This window comes from uncultured Roseibium sp. (assembly GCF_947494555.1).
Classification (GTDB): Bacteria; Pseudomonadota; Alphaproteobacteria; order Rhizobiales; family Stappiaceae; genus Roseibium.
On record NZ_CANLVF010000002.1, the window covers coordinates 1,062,396 to 1,082,150 of the forward strand.

The following is a 19,755-nucleotide window of genomic DNA, read 5'->3' on the forward strand; positions in this document are numbered from 1 at the left end:
CCCCCTATGACTGCCTGTCGATCAAACCGCCGGACTGGGCGGCAGACCTTGGTGGCAACCCGCGGACCAGCCGCAGCTCCTGCAGATCCAACCCGGCGTCCGAGAATGATGCCTCAATCGTTTCGCGAACGGCGTCGAGATTGTTGAAGGTCTCCTTCCGTTCGACCCAAAGGCTGACAAAGGTGCCGCCGCCCCGAAGGCTGACAGCTGCTTCAAGCGGACCTGTCGCGGTCAGATCCAGTGCGAAGCGCAATCGCCATGCAGGCTCAGCATCTTCGTTCTCATTTTGACCGGTGCCATCCCTGCCGACCTGCATTTGCAAAACTGCCGTTTCGTGCCCCAGCGCCAGCGGCAATTCCAGAACGATATCCATCGGACGGGATGCGGCTTGTGGCCGGTCATCTCCCGTGAGGCCGGAATTGACAAGTTGCGTCATTCGCACCCGGGCGAGTGCCGCGTTTGTTTCCTTCATCAGGGACTGCAGGTTTCGAGGTGCAGCGCCCGCCCAGAACCCGGACCCCGCCTGCTGGGACTGAGCTTGGGGCGGGTCCTGCCTGGACGGAGGAGCGGGTTGACCGGCGGGTCGTGTCAACTGTTCACCCGTCCCCAATTGCTTCAAGAGCGATTTGAAAGACAAGAGCGCCGATTTGAGGTCCAACGGGGTGCCGCTTGCAGGCATTTGAGGTGTTGCAAGGGACGCCTCTCTGAACTGCCCTGACATGCGCACTGCATGTTGCAGGTCCCGGCCAGAAATGTTCTGCGCCGTGTTCAGCCGCAGGCCCAGGATCTGCTGCATGGCCTTGGTAACGGCGTCAGGCAGGGACACCTGGCCGGATGACTGTGCGGACATCAGGCTGCCTATCTGCGCATAAAGACTTCCGAGACCCGATTGCTGTTCACCCAGCGGCTGCATGACCTCACGGGCAATCTGGGCTGCAGGCGAAGGATTCACGGCGTTACCTGCGGCCGGTTGCGCAGACGCCTGCTGTGTTCGAACCGACGCTGCAGGCTGATAGGACTGGGTTGACGCAGATCTCAGCCCGTCGCTTGCCTTCATACTGTGCAGCAGGAGCGTTTCTTTAAATGGGCCCGAAGACTGAACCGGCTGGTTTCCCTGTTGTACCGGCAAAGGTGCACGTGGAGGGGATGCCGCCGTCGTACTCGCCGTCGTCGTGCTTGCCGTCGTCGTGCTTGCCGCCACCATTGCCCTGTCGGTATGCGGACCAACGGGTGTCTTTCCAGCCGGAAGAAACGGGCCCTGCTCCGTTTGCACGACTGGTCTTTCAAGTGCCGACGGTCCTGGTGTGCCTGGTGATATTGCCGGAGCACCGGGTTTTACTGTTGATGCCACTTCCGGAGTTTTCGCCTGCGTTACAGCACCGGTTACCGGAGGTGTATGGCCAGTTGATCCTGCGGACGCGGGTGTGGCTGATGACGTTATGGATGGCTGCGATCCGGTTTGTGCCGGTGTTTGCCCGGAAACTCGCCCCGCCGACGCTTCTCCCGACACGGGCACAGAGAGCGCGGCACCCGCGTGCGCCGCCACGTGAGTCCCGGCGGCAGAGGCCGACACTGATGGAAGGATAGGAGGCGCGCCGGGCGAACCGGAAGCTGCCGGCGCAGTTGCGACCGGCGCGGCGGATGTACGAGCAGGAGCGGCTTGTGGTCCAGTCGAAGGAGTGGACCGGGCTGACGGTGCAGGCAGTGCGCCGCTGCCATGGCCGGCATTTGGCCTGATGGCCGGGTTTGCCGGCTGCGCGCCGGGGACAGGTGCTGCCTGGCGCACCGGCGATGCAGGACTTTGCAGCACAGCTTCAGCCGTTGACGGTGGCACAAAAGTGGCGCGCTGCAAAGGTGACCCGCCAGGCTGAGTCCCGGTTGCTTGACCGGCTTGCGGTGTCGTCCTGGCAGTAGCTGGATTGGCCAGCCCCTGAAGCACCTGACTCGTTGCTGGCGGTCCTGCCCCGGCCCCGCCGCCGGGAGCGGCTGATATCTGAGTCCCTGTTGGTCCTTGCGCAGGCGCATGCCCGGAGCCGGCTGGCGAAGGTGTCGCTTTTATCGCATTTGAAGGGACAGCGTTTGCCTGAGACAATCCGGTCCTTGCCGCCGTCGCCGGTGGGTTTTCCTTGGCTGCAGCTGTGCCGACTTGATTACCAACCTGTGCCTGAGGCGGCAGGGCGGTGTCCTGTCCCACCGTCCCGGAGGGTTGGGAAACCGCGATTTGCACCGCTACGTTCTGGCGGCTCCCCGTGACGGTTACGGTCACCTCGGCGCCGGGCGGCAGCGGCGTTTGCACGCGCAGCTCGACTTTCGCGTCTGCGGTTGCGAGGCGCACAATGCCACCCGGCAGATTGGCTTCCACTTTTGCGCGGAACTGCGTACCAGGCTCAAGACGAAGCGAAGTGGAAGCAGCCGCGGAGCTTTTTGGGAGCGGTTGAGCGCTAACAGTTTCGACCATTGCCTCGTCTCGCACATGTGCGCAATTGCAGATTCGCAAGCTGGAAGTATGGCCGGATTCTCAATCCGTGCACAGCCTTGACACTGATCAATGCTGCCGAAGCGTTAACCTCTCACAGTACTTACGTTATGTCCTGAAGGAGACGAATCCCGTTCAGAACAATCGAAACACTTGCACAGCCTGTTTGAACAACAAGGCCGCAAAGGAGAAACAGCGTGAACTGGATGGACCGCCTAAATGAGCGCGCTGAACTGATGGGCAGAATGCTTGACACAATCGGCGCGATGAAGAACATGCCGGCCGGAATTCACTCCGATGCCGCGATACGCTCCGCTGCGATCCGATGTATCAATTGCGGTAACACCGAGGCCTGCAAGAGATGGCTTCAGGAACATCCTGACGGTGCAGCAAGCCCAATGAAGGGCTGCCCAAACGAAGAGCTGTTCAAAAGCTGGCTGGAAGACTGAGCGCGCCGGAGTTTTAACTCACGTTCGATTTCTTCTGCGCTGCATCCAGAACGCCAGGCTTCCAGCGGCCGCGCCACCTACAAAGCGGAACGGGAACATGGCCAGCGCACCCGCGTCCTGCGAGATCGGTTGCGGCAGCTGCAGCATGCCGACCGCCGCTTCAAGGATCAGCGAAAGCGCAGCAGCGGCAAAACCCGCGATCCAAAGTTTCTGCGGAGAATCTGCCCGCCATCCGAGATACGCGCCGATGAGCAGAGCGAACGGATTCAGCAGCCCGGACAGGCCGAATAAATCGATCCAAGTATCTGACAAGATTTCCATTGCGTTTTCATAACTGTGCTCTTCTTGAAAAGCGAGACCTAATCCTTTCTGTTTTTGTGCAATGTTTTTCTATTTTTTTCTAAACGGTCAAATAAATTTCCAGTTTATTTCCGAATTTTTCTAATCAACAAATGATTTCAGACGAATTCATTGCGACATGAATACTCACTCACCTGTATTTTCTGTATTTTACTTTTTTAAAACTTGTGTTATCCTAAATTTCAACCTCGGTTTTGCATCCGACCTCATTCGGACGCACTTTCTATTTGCACGAATTTTCATCATGTCTTTGACCTCAACTGTTCAAGCCGACGATCCCACTATTGAAGCCCTGGGCAAGTCCGATCGCAGACTTGGCATACTCTGCGCCCATTGTGGCCGCTTCCGCTATATGAATGGTTCGCGCTTCTCGCAGGATCAGAAAGTTTCCACATTGAGCGGATTGCTGTCGTGCAATTCCTGCGGTTCAAAAGACGTCGCGGCGATCGCGGTTTCAAGAAACCCCGAGAACGGCTACTGGCCGGCGGAACACAGCTGACGACCGCAGCAGAACCGCAACACTTCTTCGCGAAATTGCATTAAGACAAGTTGGCTGAGCTCAAGGTGTTGCGCGGGGCATTTTGCCGTGCTACCCGGCCCTCATCGACTAACGAGGTTTTATGTCCGGACAACAAGAGTCCTGAAGGCACCCGGCTAAGCACGGCCGGGTTATGCATGACGTCGCTGCTTGCGAATAGCGGCAGCGAACGGAGAATTGCATTCAAAATCAGGTTCTTCCGACAAATGGACATATCGAAAGCCGAACAGCGGGTGCTACACCTGCTGGCGCAAGGTGGCTGCATACGCGTAGAAAAAGACGAAGCCGGCCGCATCACCAATCAGGAAACAATAACGCGGGATGGATGGTACTGGGGTGGTTGCTCCCTGCGTCTGTTCCGTAAACTCAAATACAAGAGACTGATCGCCTCCAGAAACAGCGGTCCCTACAGGATTACGCAGCTGGGGCTGAAACGGGTTAGATCGCAACTGGACAACCGTTGACAGTTTCAACTTCTAAAAGACAAGCAAGCGCACCGGTCGCCTGCGCGCTTGCGGTCCACGGTTTCCAACCACAAACCGCAATCATCGGCTTCACGTTTCAATCACATCGGGACTGTCACCAAGCAGATAGCGTGGTCCCCTGCCGTGGCGCGCGGCGGCGTCGCCGGCGTTATAAAGCTGGCACGATTTCATTGAAAGACAGCCGCAACCGATGCAGGCATCCAATTTGTCTCTCAAAGTCTCCATGCGTTCGATCCGCAGATCGAGGTGTTTTCGAAATTCTCTGCTAATGCGGGTCCAGTCGGCCTTGGTCGGCGCACGCCCCTCCGGCAAGCGGCCAAGTTGAGCAGCAATCTCCGAAATCGTGAAACCAAACTCCTGAGCCACAAGCACAAACGATAGCCGCCTTATGTCAGCGCGCAGAAATCGTCGCTGCCCACCCTTGTTGCGGATAGGATGGACGAGTCCTTTTTCTTCGTAAAAACGGATCGCCGAAACGGCCAAGCCGGTTCGTTCGGCAAGCTCGCCGATGGAGAGAAGATCACTCGCTTTCATAACCTTTTTCAAAATATTCTCTTTTTCGCCCTTGACCTCAAGTTTACTTGAGGAATTATCTCAAGTGTCCACGAGGAGTCAAACCTTGAAAGGACGCAATCATGAGCACTGCATTTCTGGAACATGTGAACGTGACGGTGACAGATCCGGAGGCGACGGCCAAACGTCTTGAAGCCTGGTTCGGCTGGAAAGTGCGCTGGAAAGGCGCAGCGTTAAATGGCGGTACCACCTATCACATCGGCAATGAGACGAGTTACATTGCAGCTTATACTCCCTCAAACGACACAACACCGGTCAGGGGTGAAAGCTACAGCCACCATGGCGGGCTCAATCATATTGCCGTGGTCGTTGACGATCTCGACGCGACCGAAGCGCGTATCAAGGCCGGCGGATACGAAACGCACAATCACCAGGATTACGAACCGGGGCGCCGTTTCTATTTCGATGACGATGACGGGATTGAATTCGAGATCGTCAGTTACAAATAACGGGTTGCCATTCGTTTTCGCACTGAAGCAAAAAGGGACTGACCGAGATAGTTCCATGGCGTTGATGGCTGCAAACTGCTGAGGTTTTTTTGTGCAACTCGGCAGTTGCAGCGGCCATATTTTGGCACTTTCTTCTGAAACACTCACCCCTTCAAGGACGAAACCCAACGTGGACTACGGCCAATCAATCGCCGCAGTCCTCAAAGGGTTCGCAAGGGAGGGATGGATGAAGCTTGTGCGCAACGAAGAGGTCGCCTGGACGAATGGTTCAGGATACAGAAAGAAGATCCTGTTGCAGGATCGGGACGTCAATCAAGACGGGGCTGTGGTGCAACTGGTCGAGATAGCGCCCCATACACAGGTCAAAGAGCACTATCACGAGTCCTGTACAGAAGTTTTCCACGTCCTCTCGGGAAAGGGCGTGTTCCGGATCGGCGGCAAACAATTCGATATGGAAGCCGGACAAACCCTGACATGCGAACCTTTCGAGGTTCACGGGACCGAAAATCCTTTCGACTTTCCATTTACCTACATTGTTTTCAAAACGAACGTCGTTGAGAACGACCTGCACTGGTGCAATTGACGGCTGATGCGCACCAGCACCAAAGCATACGTTGAGAGCGAGTGAAGGCCAATTTCGTGCCGCGAGTGGAAGTCCCACTCGCAGCTGTATTGCGTAGCTTAGTGCCCTGTCAGAACCAGAGCCGAAATCGGGTACCTCAGGGCCTGGCCGCGGATCATGATTGCGTGGACGAGGCCGACTGTGTCGACGACATGCAAAAAGACGAATTCGCCTGTGCCGAGGTTTTCGTCTGTCGTCAGACGCTCGTGATTGCTTGTATAGGCATTCACTGAACAGCTTGCTCCGGGAGGCAGCTTCTCCAACCCGTTTTCATAAAGCGGCTCGAGGATCACGGTCACGGTGCCCTGTTTACGGGGTGTTTGCGACGTGTCGAACAACTGGCTGCCCGTCGTTATCTGGCCAGACGCGATCACATTTTGAACGTCTGTGACGATCAGTGGGATGATCGTGAATGGCACGGATGGGCAAAACGCTTCCGCGACCATGCCCGGTTTCATGACCTGAGCCTCGATCTGACTGAAACCGGCAACGATGCGTTCCTGCTGTGAATCCCTCGGGATCAGCACACCAGCCGGCCGCATGAGCGGGTTGACGATGTCTCCCGGGCGAAGAACAAACTGGCTCACCGTTCCGTCGACGCCCGCATAAACGGTCATTTTTGAAAGTTCAACTTCCGCTTCCTGTTCCCTTGCCCGCGCGCTTTCAAGACTTGCCGGCAAAGCAATATTGATCTTCGTTTCCACCAGTTCCTTATTTGCTTCTGCTGCCGCCAGAGCACCTTCGGCCGCGTCGACGGTCGTTTGAAGCGTCTCTATTTCGCGCTCGCTGACCACGTTGGAGTTCCGGTCGAACAGTTCCTGCTTGGTGTCGAGTTCATCCTGCGCCTGCTTCACAGACGCTTGCGCCTGCTCGACCTGGGCGGTCGCAACCGCAAGCTCTCCCTTCGCCAGGGCGATTTCACCCTCAATTTCGGCAATCTGCTGCTTCGCCGTATTGACGTCGGCTTCCTGCCGGCTGCTGTCCAGCTTGAAAAGCGCGTCGCCGGCCTTGACCTCCGTATCCAGCGACAGCGGAACAAAGACTTCCGCGACACGTCCCGACCCTTCCGGAAGGATAGGCAGGACACGGAAAGTGGACACCGCACTTGTTGAGGAGGGATGGAAGTAAAAAATCAGAGTTATCAGCGAAATCGTGAGCATCAGGCAGGACACGATCCCATAGCGCAATTCGTACCAGACCGAATAAAGCGTGATCTCGTGACCGATGCGTTTTCCCTGGACATAGCGGCGGAACAGGTAATCGGGAAGGATCGTGACCATGGAACAGAATAGGGTTTCAAACACTTATCCTGCCTCCTTACGCTTTTTCTTTGATTTCTTGAATTGGAGCCGGCTCGCTCGCGGGCTCCTTGACGGCTCCGGCTGCAGGCGTGGGGGCTTCGAATTCCACCTCCTCCAGTGTCTCATCCGGCTCTGTATATGGTGCTGCGTCTGCTTCGCCTTTGCCTGCGTATTTTCGTGCGGCTTTGCTTGCAGAACTTGCGATTGTCTCAAGCGGCGTCATGAAATCCGGCAATTGAACGAATGCGAGCACCAACGCCGCCACCCAGAAAATCTGATTGTGGGTAAAGAGTGCCAAGAGACCCAGGACCGCAACAAGCTCAAACTGAATTCGGCCGTGCTTGTGGGCAAGGCGTTCAGGCAAAGAGTGCAGATAGAGATAGAAGGTGCCAAGCAGCAGGATGATCACTATCAGCGCGATCAGGACCGTGACCATCATCTGATCGCTTCCATCTGCCTTTGGAATGAAAAAGGGCAAATGATGAGGCGCAAGCTCGTGCATTTTCTCAGTCATTTTCAAATCCGTAAATAAACGCGACGAGACAACGTGTTCCAGTATCCACCCGGCGTCAAACAAAAAGGAATTTGAGTTTACCGGTGCACAGGAAAGTGCGCGCGCAATGGCGCGGCCCCGCTCATGAGTCGCCCAGCAGGCTCTCAGCTGGCGAAAAGTTCAGTGTGCCGAAAGGAGCGCCTGCCCTAACGAGGCGCCATACGGATTGCGCCATCGAGGCGAATGGTCTCGCCGTTCAGCATGTCGTTTTCGCAAATCGCTTTCACAAGCTGGGCATATTCGTTTGCCTTGCCGAGCCTGGACGGAAACGGCACCTGCTGACCGAGCGAATCCTGAACTTCCTGCGACAATCCGAGCAGCATAGGCGTCTCGAAAATGCCCGGTGCGATTGTCATGACACGAATGCCGGACTTCGACAGATCCCGCGCAACCGGCAACGTCATTCCCGCAACGCCGGCTTTCGAGGCGGCGTAGGCCACTTGACCGATTTGTCCGTCAAAGGCTGCGACGGATGCTGTCGACACAATGACACCTCGACCGCCGTCCGCGGTAATCGGGTCCAGTGCTGCCATGCCGGTCGCAGAGATCGAAAGACAACGGAACGAGCCGATAAGGTTGACCGCAACAACCTTTTCAAACATATCCATCGCGTGGGGCTCGCCGCGTGAGGTGGTTTTCGCGACCGGTGCTATGCCCGCGCAATTGACCAGAATTCGTTCCTGGCCGTGAGACTTGCGCGCCTCCTCGAAACCGGCTTCGACACTGGGCTGATTTGTGACATCAACTTCGACAAAGACACCGCCGATTTCAAACGCAGTCTCCTGTCCCTGTTCGGAATTGCGGTCAAAGACAGCCACCTTGACGCCCTGCCCTGCGAGCATCCTTGCCGTTGCCGCGCCGAGACCCGACGCACCGCCGGTTACGACCGCTGACAATGTTGAATCCAACTTCACGAAACTCTCCTAAGTCGGTCAATCAATTGATTTTATTTTTCTTTTTTATACCAATTGACTATTACGTCAAAATCAACCGACAAATTGACCCAGAAACAATCGCGGGTCAAGTGCATTCCGGTGACCATGTGAACCAGCCTTGGGCGACACAGGCGAGGGTCAGCAACAAATCAAACTACTGCTCTGCAACAACAACCAAATCGATCGGCTGGCGTATCCCTGCGACATTCACACAAGGCCGGACTTCCAAAAGCGTCGCGTGATATCCCTGGCGCAGCGCAAGCTCCCATGTCGGCTGGTCTGTCAGCGAGGCGGAATTCTGGTCCTTGTTGGCGTCTTCCAACTTGGCGGCACGGTTTACCGCGTCGCCGATCACGGTGAATTCGAGCCGGTTCTTGGACCCGATGACTCCAACGGTTACGGTTCCGGCAGCCGCAGCGGTCCCGATCCGGAGCTGACCCGGCCACCCCGCCGATGTAAATCGCTCTTGCTCGGCGGCCACACAGGCAACCAGTCTTTCTGCCGCTCTCAATGCGTCTGCGGCATAGGTTTCAGAAGGGTAGACCGCGCCGAATGTTGCCAGGATGCCGTCGCCGAGAAACTTATCCACTCGGCCACCTTCCTGATTGATCACCTCGACCGCGAGGTTCTGATATTCGGCGAGAACGGCCAGCACTGTCTCAGGTTCCAGTGTCGCGGAGGTCGATGTGAAAGAGCGGATGTCGGCGTAAAGGATCGCCGCATCGCGCAAACTCCCCTCACCCGCCTCCAGAGCGGTGTGGGCATCGGTGATCGATGCCGCTACTTCCGGCGCAAAAAAACGGCGCAGATCCTGCGCTGCCGCCTGATCCCGCGTCGCCTCGAAAAGCATCGACCGGCCACGGTACAAAGCGACCGACAAAATGATCGTCACCGCGAAGATGACCATGGTTTTGTCGAGTTCCGCGCCGATCAGGATCGAGTTCCCGGTCAGGTACTCCACGTAATTGCGCGTGACGCGCATGGAATCCATGTCGGCAAAGGCTGCGTAGAAGACAAGCCCAAGCCATCCCGCAACGGCGACAAGTCCCGTTGTCAGAACAAAGCGCGGATCGAACCTGAGCGCCCTGAGGCCGATGAAGATGAACACATACATCAGTGTCGGGGTTTTCAGGTAAAACGAAGGATGCTGGTCGTACTGAATGTGAAACGAAAAAATGAGACCGACGAGAAGCGCCATGTCCACACCGATTGAAATCAGCAGGTACCACTGCGGCAACTCGAACCGGTAGGAAAGAACCAGGCGCAAAACGGTAAAAAGGAAGTATGCACCAAGCGCTATCGGCACGAAGTTGAAGCCGGCAGTGCCCTCTGCGCGCGGCGCTATGGCATAGAGTACCGAGAAAAACAGGACGAGACCCAACTGAACCCAGCTGATCAGGCGTTCCGACGACGCCTCACGCGCGCGGATTTCCGCACGCACCCGGTTCGGAATGCCTGTCTCAGGCGGACCGCCCTGAAAAATGTAGCGAAGTGATTGCGAAATAGAGCTCATGTCGATCCACTATCAAAAACAGACCGGAGTTTCTCCCTTCGGCGGAAATTTCGCAACAAGCTGCGCGTGAAAGTGACCGTTCGTGAAGGTTCAGACCTACCAGCCGCCGGTTAACCTCAATTGTTCCACCTTTTGCAGCAGTTCACCTTGTCTTCTGCAACCGGATTTGGATAGCGCCGATTTGATCTGATTTCGCACGGTGTGAATACTGACGCTCCGCGCTGCGGCAACCTCCGCCGGAGACAGTCCGTTGGAGAGCATCAAAACGGTTTTTGCTTCCGCGTTGCTCAAGGAAAGATCCCGTTGCAGTCGCTCCGCCGAAGACGACGTGTTGTCGACCGCTTTGAGAGCCAGCAACACCGCGTTCCCGCTACCATTCAAAAACGCACCAAATGGCGACCGATCCAGATCGCCCAAACTCATTGCCAGGGTCCGGCAGATCCACTCGCAGCCGTTCGAGTCGATCAATCTTGCATTGCTGAATACGTCCGAGTTGCCGTTGGCCGATCCGCGCAACAAGGAGGCGAACTGTGCCTGCATCTGATCAGCGCCGAATTTCACACGGCGGAACATGTCGCAGCCGATCAGCGAGCCTTCAGCGAGCAACTGCTGCCCCCCCGGACAGGCATACTGAACCGTCATGGCCGAATCCACGACCAAAACCGATGTGCCTGCGCCAAGCATATGTCTTTCAGTCGCCCACTTTTCGAACTTCAGCCCCATGATCATTCGATTGACCTCCAGGGATTGTCTGATAACGGGGGCCAGCCTAACGCACAGCTTCAGCCAGTCGTCCTCATGCTTATCCTTGTCTTTCGCGCGCATGTTGCCGCCTATCAGAAACATACGGCTGGCATCGAAGGCGAGCATGGATCCACCGCCGGCGTAGAGGTCTTCGAGCGGCTGCAGAATATCGGCGTAAAACTGCGTGCGTTTCAGTTTGTCCGGCGCGCACAGCTCATGTGTTGTGATCGATTCTCCGATGCCGCACCGGCCGAAATTCTCGGCAAACGGATTCCGGTCCGCGAAATGAGTCTCGTAAAGATGGAGAATTTCCGGGTCATAACCGGAGGCGTATGCCAGTGGAGCCGCCTTCGTAAGCTGGTCGTAGCCGATCAGCTGCGTGCAAACCTGCGTGCCCAACGCGCGGCCCATCGCATCCAGGAACACCTGCCATTGAGCCGGGTCAATGGATGCGGCGGCAGCGAGGTTGGAAAGTTCGACAAGTTTTTCGGCCGTTACGACCACGTGCTCCCCCAAATGTGGTCCTGGTTGCCTTTCGGGCACACCGCCGCACTACAACCTTCGTGCAACCCGTAATTTATAGTCCGATATAGTCCATTTGGACCATGCAATTAATGCATACATCTAGTAAACAACTCTTGATCGTGTTGTTCAGTCTGAGGCAGCGTTCTTTTTGCTGCTCGGTCTGTAATCCGAGTGCATCATGGGAATTCCCGCATTCCCGCACAAGGCGAGCGATCAATTTTTTAGCTGTGTTGTTTTTTGGGCGGCCATTTGGGCCGCCATTTTTTCTTCTGGTCTTCTGGTCTTCTGGTCTTCTGGCCTTACTCAGCGCAGCTTGATCGGACTTGCATCGCCGATATCACTCAAGACCGCACGCCCTTCTCCAGAAACAGGAAGGCAAACGAAAAGGGCGGCCCAAGTGTGGACCGCCCAATCAAATTCTGATGATGTTGCTTATCAGGCTTTCTGGCGCTTGCGCGCGAAGGCAAAAACGCCAAGACCGCTCAGAAGCAGCAAGCCACCGGCAGGAAGCGGCACGGTCGTCGGCGGCTCGAAGTGAACCGTAACGGCATGAAGCTTCCAGTAGTCTTTTTCTTTTCTGCCTTTGTCAAACGCACCGAACATGAACAATGAGCTTTCTACACCACCGAATTCCGAAAACGGATTGTCGTCTTCTCTGTGGCTCAGAAAGTCGCCATCGCCGTAGGATCCGTCACCGCTCAGGTCGTAACCCCAACGGAAATCGTCCCGGCTGTCAAAAAAGCTGAACGAAACCGAGGACATCGCCACATCGACGTCTTCGCCGTTGTAACTGAAGCTCGCCGTGATGAAGTCGTTCCAACCGCTGCTGTCCACCTGGTGACTGTTGTCGCCGGGACTGTTGGTAACACTCGCGCCACCATAGTAGCGGCCAATCCGCGCATCATCCGTAGCGTTCAAAGTGTTGCTCGGTCCACCGATGGTGAAACCGTTCGAACCGTTGGAGGTGATGTTGCGGTTGCCACCGGTGCTGTCGAGATTGTTTGTAAAGGCACCAGCCGTGAACGTCGCCGTCAGCCCATCCACCGTCAGCGTGAACGAATTCGACAGATTGAAGTAATTCGTTGAATCGCCAGGGTGTTTGGACAAATTGAATGTCACAGGTGAAGCCTGGACGATACCGACGCTTGCAAGCAGCAAAGCTCCACTTAAAATTATCTTCTTCACGTTATATTTCCCGGTGTCAAAATTGCCTAGAAAACACTACAACCATTCATTAACACATTGGTTGCAATACCGCAATATCCCCAGGACTGCAAGTGCCTTAATAGACCGCAAACAATCGGCAAGGCTCCCGCAACTCAGGCGGCCACTTGCCGGATAAGAAATTCAAATCGCCGTATTCAATTGCCCGGCGGTAAAAGGAATGCGACGAGATCGAAAGGCCACCTGCGAAGCAGCGTCTTGAAACACGTCCTGTGGCTGGCTGGCCGACGATACCCGATCGACCTTTTTGAGGTGCGCGTGCGGCAGGCTTTACAGCCCGAACGTTAATGCGAGCTACGGAAGTCGCACCTTAGGTCAAGGCCTTAGGATCATGCCTTCGCTGGCGACAAGTGTTCCCGGGTAGGCGCTTTGCGCAGCCAGGCCGATCTCATCAAGTTCATCGTCGGAACGCCGGGGGTCATGGTGGAACAGCACAGGCGTCTTGACCTTCCCGACACGCGCAAGCTGGACGGCTTTTTGCCAGGTGGAATGCCCCCATCCCTTGAAATTTTCGTATTCCTCGTCCGTGAACATGGCATCATAGATCATGATGTCGGCCCCTTGAACGAATTCGGGCAGCGCAGCATCCACTTCTGAATCGCCGTGTTCGTGGTCCGTAATGATGCAAATCGACTTGCCGCGATAATCGAAGCGATACCCGCATGCCCCGCCGGGATGATTAAGCTTTGTTGTGCGGATCTCCAGATCATCCGACCGCGGAATGTTGTCGCCGGCCCGAAAAGACTTGAACTCGACCGCCTTCAAAGTCTTTGCGGCAACCGGGAATATTGGCGGCGACATGATGCGGCTGACAATATCGACAAGCTTCGTACCGTCCTGAAAATGGCCGGCCCAGGCCGTAACGGCGAAATTCGGGTCGTAGGCGGGTTTGAAGAAAGGCAACCCGCAGATGTGATCAAGATGCGTATGCGTGAAAAGAAGATCGAACTTACGCGCCTTTGCCTTGCAGAGTTCCATGCCAAAGTTACGTGCGCCTGAACCGCAGTCCACGAGCACCAGTGCGTCTCCGGCCCGAATTTCAAAGCAGGAGGTTTCTCCCCCGTAACGCAGCGTGCTTGAACCCGGTGTCGGTGTTGATCCTCTCACACCCCAGCAGCGAAGTAAGAATTCCTCTGCCACGTTTTACTCCCTAAGCACCGGAAGCTCCCCGGCGGGCGTCAGCCAAGTCGCGGGTTGTCCGCTCAAGGCGCAATGCCAATGTTCGCATGACTTCCAGTGAAATATCCGGAAATTCTTTCAATAGTTTCAAGAAATCGTCTTTGGACACCGTTAATACGTCCATATCGTTTGCAGCAACAAGCGTCGCGGTTCGCGGTACATCGCACAAAATGGCGATCTCACCGACGATGGAGTTCTCTGCAACCTGGGCGACTTTTTTCTCGCCTTCCGGAGTATCGACGAGCACGTCTGCTGAGCCGGCAAGAATGATGAAGGCGCAGTCTCCCTCCTCACCTTGCGAACAGAGGCGCTCACCGGTGGTGTATTCCGTTCGTTCACTAATGAAGGCCAGCAGACGCAACTTGGTTTCATCAATACCGTGAAACAACGGCACCTTTCGAAGGGCTTCGACTTCAGTTTCAAGCGTCATGCTTTGCTCCCGACTTCATTGTTCTTCTGACATATTTTTATCTGGGCATGCAATCGGTGTTGCAGGTCTTCTGCTTTCCCACACACACCGGCAATCATCTACCCTTTATCTGTAATCCGTCCCTGATCCAAAACGAAGCGTTGATCAAATTCGGCGGCGATCTCCGCGTTCGATGTTCCGTACAAGAAGGTTTTTTCGGACAGGACCTGCCGCAAGGCACTGCGCAGGGTCTTGTCATCTTCGGTCAGGCCAGTCGCAATATCATCCAATATGGTGATTTTTGCGTTCTTCAAAAGACCGCGCACCAGCGCGATGCGCCGACGCTGACCGGCAGAAAGCCGCGACCCGGACACACCGACGTGATATCCGAAACCTGCGTAGATAATGGGATGACGCAATCCGGTCTCCTCGACGATCGTTCGAATGACGTTGTCAATGCGGCGGCGCGCGTCCCGGCGGTCGACGCGTGCGCGGCCGAAGAGCAGATTGTCTTCGATCGTGAGCGGCGGCAGATAGACATCCGGATCAAAGGCGACAAAGCTGTCTCCCCTTTTGACGACACTTTCCAGGAATCGTTTCCGCGCCTCAATAACTTCATCGCGCAGATCGTCGGTCATGACCCCCAGACGATGGCGGGCGGGAACAAGCTTGAAGGCAAGGCCGGTAAGGCGCGAGCGGTCCGCATCGGTCAATCCGGGACGCTGCTGCCCCGACTTCGCGATCCTGACTATTCTCTCGAATTCCGGCAACTCGTCCTGATTGATAAACGAATATGCGCCAAGCAGACCGCTGTCACCGGACACGTTTGCGAAAAGTTCCAGCATGGTTTCGGCAATTTTCAGGCCGATCTGCTGGAGCTTCTGATCGAAGCCGGTTTCCGACAGGAAGGTCTTGACCTCTTTCAAATCCGGCACTTGATCCATCGTGATCTCGGGGTCGGACGGCACGGCGAAAAAGAGGTTTTCCGCCAGACTGGCGCTGGCGTTGAAGCTGTCCCGGTTCCAAAGTTCCACGAGACCGCTCAGCTTAGGCTCGTTGGCGATCCTGCCGGCCAGGCTCTTGCGGACATTGAGAATTTTTTCCGCAAAAGCGTCGTTCATCGATGGGTCGAACCTGGATTGCAGCCCGAGCCGGTAGATATCGTTGTCGAGGCGCACCGTCTCCAACAGCTCAAGTGCTTTTTCGTCCAGCTCCGCATCGTTATTAACGCCTGCGGCGGCAAAGTCGTTCCATTCGGCAGCAAGGTCGTAGACGGGATTCCTGGTCTGGTTGGCTTCGTTGACGCGCCGCTTGTATTTCTTGTTTTCTTCAGCGCTGCGTTCGGGGGGGACCAGCGGTCTGTGACGCAGACCATAATAGAGATTGTCTCGAATTGTTCCTGTCCACACGTGAACGGCTCCGCCCACGTAGGCGATTTCGCGGCCGAGTGTTGAATCGGTAAGCTTGTCCAGATCGTGATCGCCGATCAAAACCTTTCCCGAAGACGCCGAAACAAGTCCTGCGGCGAGCTGCAGCACTTCGGACCGGCCCGACCCGTCCGGGCCAACGATGGCGCTGGAGGATCCCGCCGGTACAGTCAGCGAAATATCCATGACCTCCTGGCCGGCTGCACCTCCCGAAAAGCTGACGCGATCGAATTTGACATCGCCATCGAGTTTGACCTCGCCATCGGCGGTCAGGCGCTCCGTGTCGTATATGTCCGGCGGATCAAAATTCTCGACGACCGTCTGATACTTGACGCTGACATCCGCGGTCATTTGATAAAAGGACAAAAGAAGTTTCCAGGGTCCGGCAAGGTCCTTGTAGGCGGCGATCACGGCCAGAAGTGCGCCGATACTGAGATTGCCCTGAATGACCAGATAGCCGCCGATCAGGTAGAAAAAGAACGGCGTCAACTGGTTCATGAAGTTGTTCAGGAACTTGATGAGGAACTTTCGATTGAAGATCTCGTAGCGGATCTTGAAGTTCTCATAGAGGCGATCGGATATGTCAGCAGAGTGCCAGGCTGCGGCATCATTGGCGTGAATTTCGGCGACCCCCGTGATGCTCTCGCCAACCTTGTCAGCTATCACGCGCACATTCTTGACCCGCTTGCGCGACAGCAGAATGACCTTCTTCTGCAGCATCGGGATCACGTAGCCCTGGATCGGATAGGAACTGACCGCCGCAAGTCCAAGCAGCGGGTCCTGCATGAAGATGAAGCCAAGCTGCACGATGAGCATGCCGCCCTGGTAGGCCGGCAGCGCGAATGCCTCGCCGATGTAACCACCGACATCTTCAACTTCCGATGTGATCATGGGAATGATTTCACCGGAGCTTACTTTACGGAAATGCGGAAGTCTAAATCTCAGGACACGCTGGAACAGCTCGAACCGCAAGCGCCGCAACATCCGTTCGCCGAGGCGTCCTTTGTAGATGTTCAGATAGAATTTCAGCCCGTTCGAGACGACAACGAGACCGAGAAAAGTGAAGCAAAGCAGCACAAGATAGGGAATCTGATCGAAATCGAACCCGAAAACATTGCGCGGAAAATTGTCGCCCTGAACGGCATCGTTAACGATCAGCTTCGGTAGTTCGAGCAGAAAATAGACCACCGGATAGGTAAGAACGGTGACCATGAGTATAAAAATCTGCTGGCGAGCACTATACTTCCAAATAAATCCAAAAAGGCCTTTTTCCATTCGTTCGTCCAAACACTTATGGATCAATTATGTTCAAGCAGATCATTTTTGGTATATTAGCCATCCAAATACGATGCGCCAGCCAGGATTAGCATTTGCCACAAACAGTTTATATCTGCTCGAAGCCGAAAATTGCACCTTCGCAGATATCCGGACGTGACAACCATTGGCCAGTTGAGACATAAGCTTCCTAGGGCAGCATTACAAATCAGGGGCAGTATGAGTTCCAAAACGCCGAAAATTCTGATCTATAGCCACGATTCCTTCGGGCTGGGTCACCTGAGACGATGCCGTGCGATTGCGCATTCACTTGTCGGAGACTTCGACACGCTCTCCGTGCTGATTCTTTCCGGGTCTCCGATCATCGGCAGTTTCGAGTTCCGGTCACGCGTCGACTTCGTGCGCATTCCAGGCGTCATAAAGCTGCGCAATGGCGAGTACACTCCCCTGTCTCTCCATATCAATATCGACCATACGCTGGCGATCCGCTCATCGATTATCGAACATACGGCAAAGGTTTTCGAACCCGACATCTTCATCGTCGACAAGGAGCCTCTCGGGCTGCGCGGCGAGGTTCTTGGGACATTGGAAGCCTTGAAACAGACAGACACACGCCTGGTCCTGGGCTTGCGCGATGTCATGGACGATCCGCAGGTTCTCAAAGAGGAATGGGAGCGGAAGAACGTTTATCCCGCGCTGAAGGATCTCTACGACGAAATCTGGGTCTATGGGCCGCAGGACATCTGTGATCCGCTAGAGGGAATATCGGTGCCGGACGGCGTTCTGGAGAAGCTGCGCTACACGGGATACCTGCGCCGCGACCTGCCGACCTCCGCTCTGGAACAACATGCCCCATCCCCTTTCGGCGAAGAGCCCTACATTCTGGTAACGCCCGGTGGCGGCGGCGACGGTGTGGAAATGGTCGACTGGGTCATGCGCGCCTATGAGACCCGGCAGCGACCGCTCTTTCCGGCACTGATCGTGCTCGGCCCCTTCATGCCGGCAGCCGCTGCAGCGCAGTTCAGCGAACGCGCCGAACATCTGCGCGACGTCGAAATCATACGCTTCACACCGCAAATCGAACCCTATCTGGCGAACGCGACGGCGATTGTCGGCATGGGCGGATACAACACGTTCTGCGAAATCCTCTCATTCGACAAACCGACCCTCATGGTGCCGCGCGTGATACCACGCAGGGAACAGGCGATCCGTGCGGAACGGGCGGAACAGAGCGGCCTGTTGAAGGTTCTGCCGATCGACCGTTATCCGGATTCCGACCTGATGGCCGCGGCCCTGTCCGACCTGCCGACGCTGAAACCGCCGTCTTCTGCAGGCGTCGACAATCTTCTTGACGGACTGGATGTTATCTCTGGGCGTGTCGGCGAGATTTTCGGTACATACCAGTCGGAGGATGCCGCCCGAAAACTGGTCAATTTCAAGTCGGCGCAAGCTTAATCCCAAACGTCTGGAACCGTCCCGCATATGTCCCGTATCGCCGTCGTGGTCAAAGGCTACCCGCGTCTGTCCGAAACCTTTATTGCCCAGGAGATGCTCGGCCTTGAGCGACGGGGCATCGAGATTCTGATTGTCGCGCTTCGCAGACCCTATGATCCGTACATTCATGACCTTCACAGGCAGATCTCGGCCGAAGTCATGTATTTGCCGGAATATGTGAAAGATGATCCCGCGCGCGTTGCAAAAGCAAAGAAATGGGCGAAGAACCAGCCGACATACAGCGCGGCGAAAGCGCTGTTCGACGCAGACTTTGCGCGTCAACCGACCGCCGATCGCAGGCGGCGATGGGCACAAGGGTGCGTATTCGCACATGAACTGCCGAATGACGTTAGCTGGATTTACACCCACTATCTGCATACGCCGTGTTCTGCAGCGCGTTATGCCGCGCATCTTTCGGGCCGCAAATGGTCGTTTTCCGCACACGCCAAGGACATCTGGACAAGTCCGGTGTGGGATCTGGAAACAAAGATCAACGATGCCGCCTGGGGCGTGACCTGCACCCGGGTCAACGCGGACTATCTCAGCGGATTGTCCGCCATTCCCGACAAGGTCGAGCTTCTTTATCACGGCCTCGATTTTTCCGGATTTCCGGAGCCTGCAGCAACTGCTTCAACACGTGACGGCAGTAGCGAACCGGTCAGATTGGTGTCCGTCGGCCGCGCGGTGGAAAAAAAGGGGTATGACGATCTGCTTGTCGCGCTTTCAAGATTGCCGAAGTCGCTCAACTGGCGGTTCACGCATATTGGCGGCGGCGAACTTTCCGACATTTTGAAGGCCAAGGCTGAAGATCTCGGGCTGTCCGACAAGATCGTCTGGCGCGGCGCGCAACCGCGTGAAGAGGTCATTGCGGCCTGTCAGAACTCAGATCTTTTCGTTCTTCCATCCAAACTCGCCAAAACCGGCGATCGCGACGGCTTGCCCAATGTTCTGATGGAAGCCCAGTCCATGGGAGTTTGTTGTCTCTCGACTGAGGTATCCGCAATCCCGGAGCTGATATTGCACGACGAAACCGGCGTCCTTGTTCAACCCGGCGCGCCGGAAGAACTCGCCGAGGGTCTGCAAGGGCTGATAAAAGACCCCAAACGCAGGCGCGCATTGGGCGTTGCAGCTGCCAAGAGAGTGCGCACGCATTTCTCGACCGATCCGGGCCTCGACCGGCTTGCTGCAAAATTTCGGCCGGTGCTCTGAGCAGTCTGAACGGAA

19 protein-coding genes are annotated in these 19,755 nt (G+C 56.0%); 7 read left to right on the forward strand and 12 right to left on the reverse strand.

The annotated features are described in order from the left end of the window. Positions 1-4: 4 nt before the first annotated feature. Entirely contained in the window at positions 5-2,458 is a 2,454-nt protein-coding gene (locus Q0915_RS13395) for a flagellar hook-length control protein FliK (RefSeq protein WP_299472026.1), read from the reverse strand. A gap of 224 nt (positions 2,459-2,682) precedes the next feature. Between Q0915_RS13395 and Q0915_RS13400 the strand changes: the two genes are divergently transcribed. Continuing rightward, on the forward strand, positions 2,683-2,925 hold the full coding sequence (locus Q0915_RS13400; protein ID WP_299472329.1) for a DUF6455 family protein: 243 nt from the start codon (positions 2,683-2,685) through the stop codon (positions 2,923-2,925). 18 nt (positions 2,926-2,943) lie between these two features. Here the strand turns inward: Q0915_RS13400 and Q0915_RS13405 are convergent, their stop codons facing one another. Continuing rightward, the gene (locus Q0915_RS13405; RefSeq protein WP_299472027.1) at positions 2,944-3,246 is read right to left on the reverse strand and encodes a phosphatidylglycerophosphatase; all 303 of its coding nucleotides are present in this window, start codon (positions 3,244-3,246) and stop codon (positions 2,944-2,946) included. Between the two features lie 283 nt (positions 3,247-3,529). On the opposite strand from Q0915_RS13405, the gene Q0915_RS13410 reads away from it, so the two are divergent. Both Q0915_RS13410 and Q0915_RS13415 read left to right on the forward strand, forming a co-directional pair. Continuing rightward, entirely contained in the window at positions 3,530-3,784 is a 255-nt protein-coding gene (locus tag Q0915_RS13410; protein WP_299472028.1) for a hypothetical protein, read from the forward strand. A 245-nt stretch (positions 3,785-4,029) separates the two neighbouring features. After that, a complete protein-coding gene (locus tag Q0915_RS13415) occupies positions 4,030-4,287 on the forward strand; it encodes a YjhX family toxin (RefSeq protein ID WP_299472029.1) in 258 nt (85 codons plus the stop codon). Positions 4,288-4,377: 90 nt separating this feature from the next. On the opposite strand, the gene soxR is transcribed toward Q0915_RS13415, so the two are convergent. Then, positions 4,378-4,842, reverse strand: a complete 465-nt coding sequence (gene soxR, locus Q0915_RS13420; protein ID WP_299472030.1) for a redox-sensitive transcriptional activator SoxR — start codon at positions 4,840-4,842, stop codon at positions 4,378-4,380. Positions 4,843-4,943: 101 nt separating this feature from the next. On the opposite strand from soxR, the gene Q0915_RS13425 reads away from it, so the two are divergent. After that, positions 4,944-5,330, forward strand: coding sequence for a VOC family protein (locus Q0915_RS13425; RefSeq protein WP_299472031.1), 387 nt, complete (start codon positions 4,944-4,946; stop codon positions 5,328-5,330). Positions 5,331-5,556: 226 nt separating this feature from the next. Then, a complete protein-coding gene (locus Q0915_RS13430) occupies positions 5,557-5,913 on the forward strand; it encodes a cupin domain-containing protein (protein ID WP_299472032.1) in 357 nt (118 codons plus the stop codon). Positions 5,914-6,011: 98 nt separating this feature from the next. On the opposite strand, the gene Q0915_RS13435 is transcribed toward Q0915_RS13430, so the two are convergent. The 9 genes from Q0915_RS13435 to Q0915_RS13475 form a co-directional block, all read right to left on the reverse strand. Next, complete coding sequence (locus tag Q0915_RS13435) at positions 6,012-7,256, reverse strand: biotin/lipoyl-binding protein (RefSeq protein ID WP_299472033.1); 1,245 nt, start codon at positions 7,254-7,256, stop codon at positions 6,012-6,014. 13 nt (positions 7,257-7,269) lie between these two features. Then, a complete protein-coding gene (locus Q0915_RS13440; RefSeq protein WP_299472034.1) occupies positions 7,270-7,767 on the reverse strand; it encodes a hypothetical protein in 498 nt (165 codons plus the stop codon). A 185-nt stretch (positions 7,768-7,952) separates the two neighbouring features. Next, positions 7,953-8,720, reverse strand: a complete 768-nt coding sequence (locus tag Q0915_RS13445) for an SDR family NAD(P)-dependent oxidoreductase (protein WP_299472035.1) — start codon at positions 8,718-8,720, stop codon at positions 7,953-7,955. Positions 8,721-8,895: 175 nt separating this feature from the next. Next, positions 8,896-10,254 carry an adenylate/guanylate cyclase domain-containing protein gene (locus Q0915_RS13450; RefSeq protein WP_299472036.1) on the reverse strand — a complete coding sequence of 453 codons (1,359 nt, stop codon included), beginning with the start codon at positions 10,252-10,254 and terminating at the stop codon, positions 8,896-8,898. 96 nt (positions 10,255-10,350) lie between these two features. Further along, a complete protein-coding gene (locus Q0915_RS13455; protein WP_299472037.1) occupies positions 10,351-11,502 on the reverse strand; it encodes a helix-turn-helix transcriptional regulator in 1,152 nt (383 codons plus the stop codon). A gap of 456 nt (positions 11,503-11,958) precedes the next feature. Continuing rightward, entirely contained in the window at positions 11,959-12,708 is a 750-nt protein-coding gene (locus Q0915_RS13460) for a VPLPA-CTERM sorting domain-containing protein (RefSeq protein WP_299472038.1), read from the reverse strand. A gap of 354 nt (positions 12,709-13,062) precedes the next feature. Next, positions 13,063-13,887: an MBL fold metallo-hydrolase gene (locus Q0915_RS13465; RefSeq protein ID WP_299472039.1), complete on the reverse strand. Its 825-nt coding sequence runs from the start codon at positions 13,885-13,887 to the stop codon at positions 13,063-13,065. A 10-nt stretch (positions 13,888-13,897) separates the two neighbouring features. Then, positions 13,898-14,356 carry a Crp/Fnr family transcriptional regulator gene (locus Q0915_RS13470; protein WP_299472040.1) on the reverse strand — a complete coding sequence of 153 codons (459 nt, stop codon included), beginning with the start codon at positions 14,354-14,356 and terminating at the stop codon, positions 13,898-13,900. Between the two features lie 98 nt (positions 14,357-14,454). Continuing rightward, complete coding sequence (locus Q0915_RS13475; protein ID WP_366525286.1) at positions 14,455-16,974, reverse strand: ATP-binding cassette domain-containing protein; 2,520 nt, start codon at positions 16,972-16,974, stop codon at positions 14,455-14,457. A gap of 282 nt (positions 16,975-17,256) precedes the next feature. On the opposite strand from Q0915_RS13475, the gene Q0915_RS13480 reads away from it, so the two are divergent. Both Q0915_RS13480 and Q0915_RS13485 read left to right on the forward strand, forming a co-directional pair. Then, positions 17,257-18,492, forward strand: coding sequence for a glycosyltransferase (locus tag Q0915_RS13480; RefSeq protein WP_299472042.1), 1,236 nt, complete (start codon positions 17,257-17,259; stop codon positions 18,490-18,492). Between the two features lie 27 nt (positions 18,493-18,519). Next, positions 18,520-19,740 (forward strand): glycosyltransferase family 4 protein, encoded by a 1,221-nt coding sequence (locus tag Q0915_RS13485; RefSeq protein WP_299472043.1) that lies wholly within the window; start codon positions 18,520-18,522, stop codon positions 19,738-19,740. The last annotated feature ends 15 nt before the right edge of the window (positions 19,741-19,755 follow it).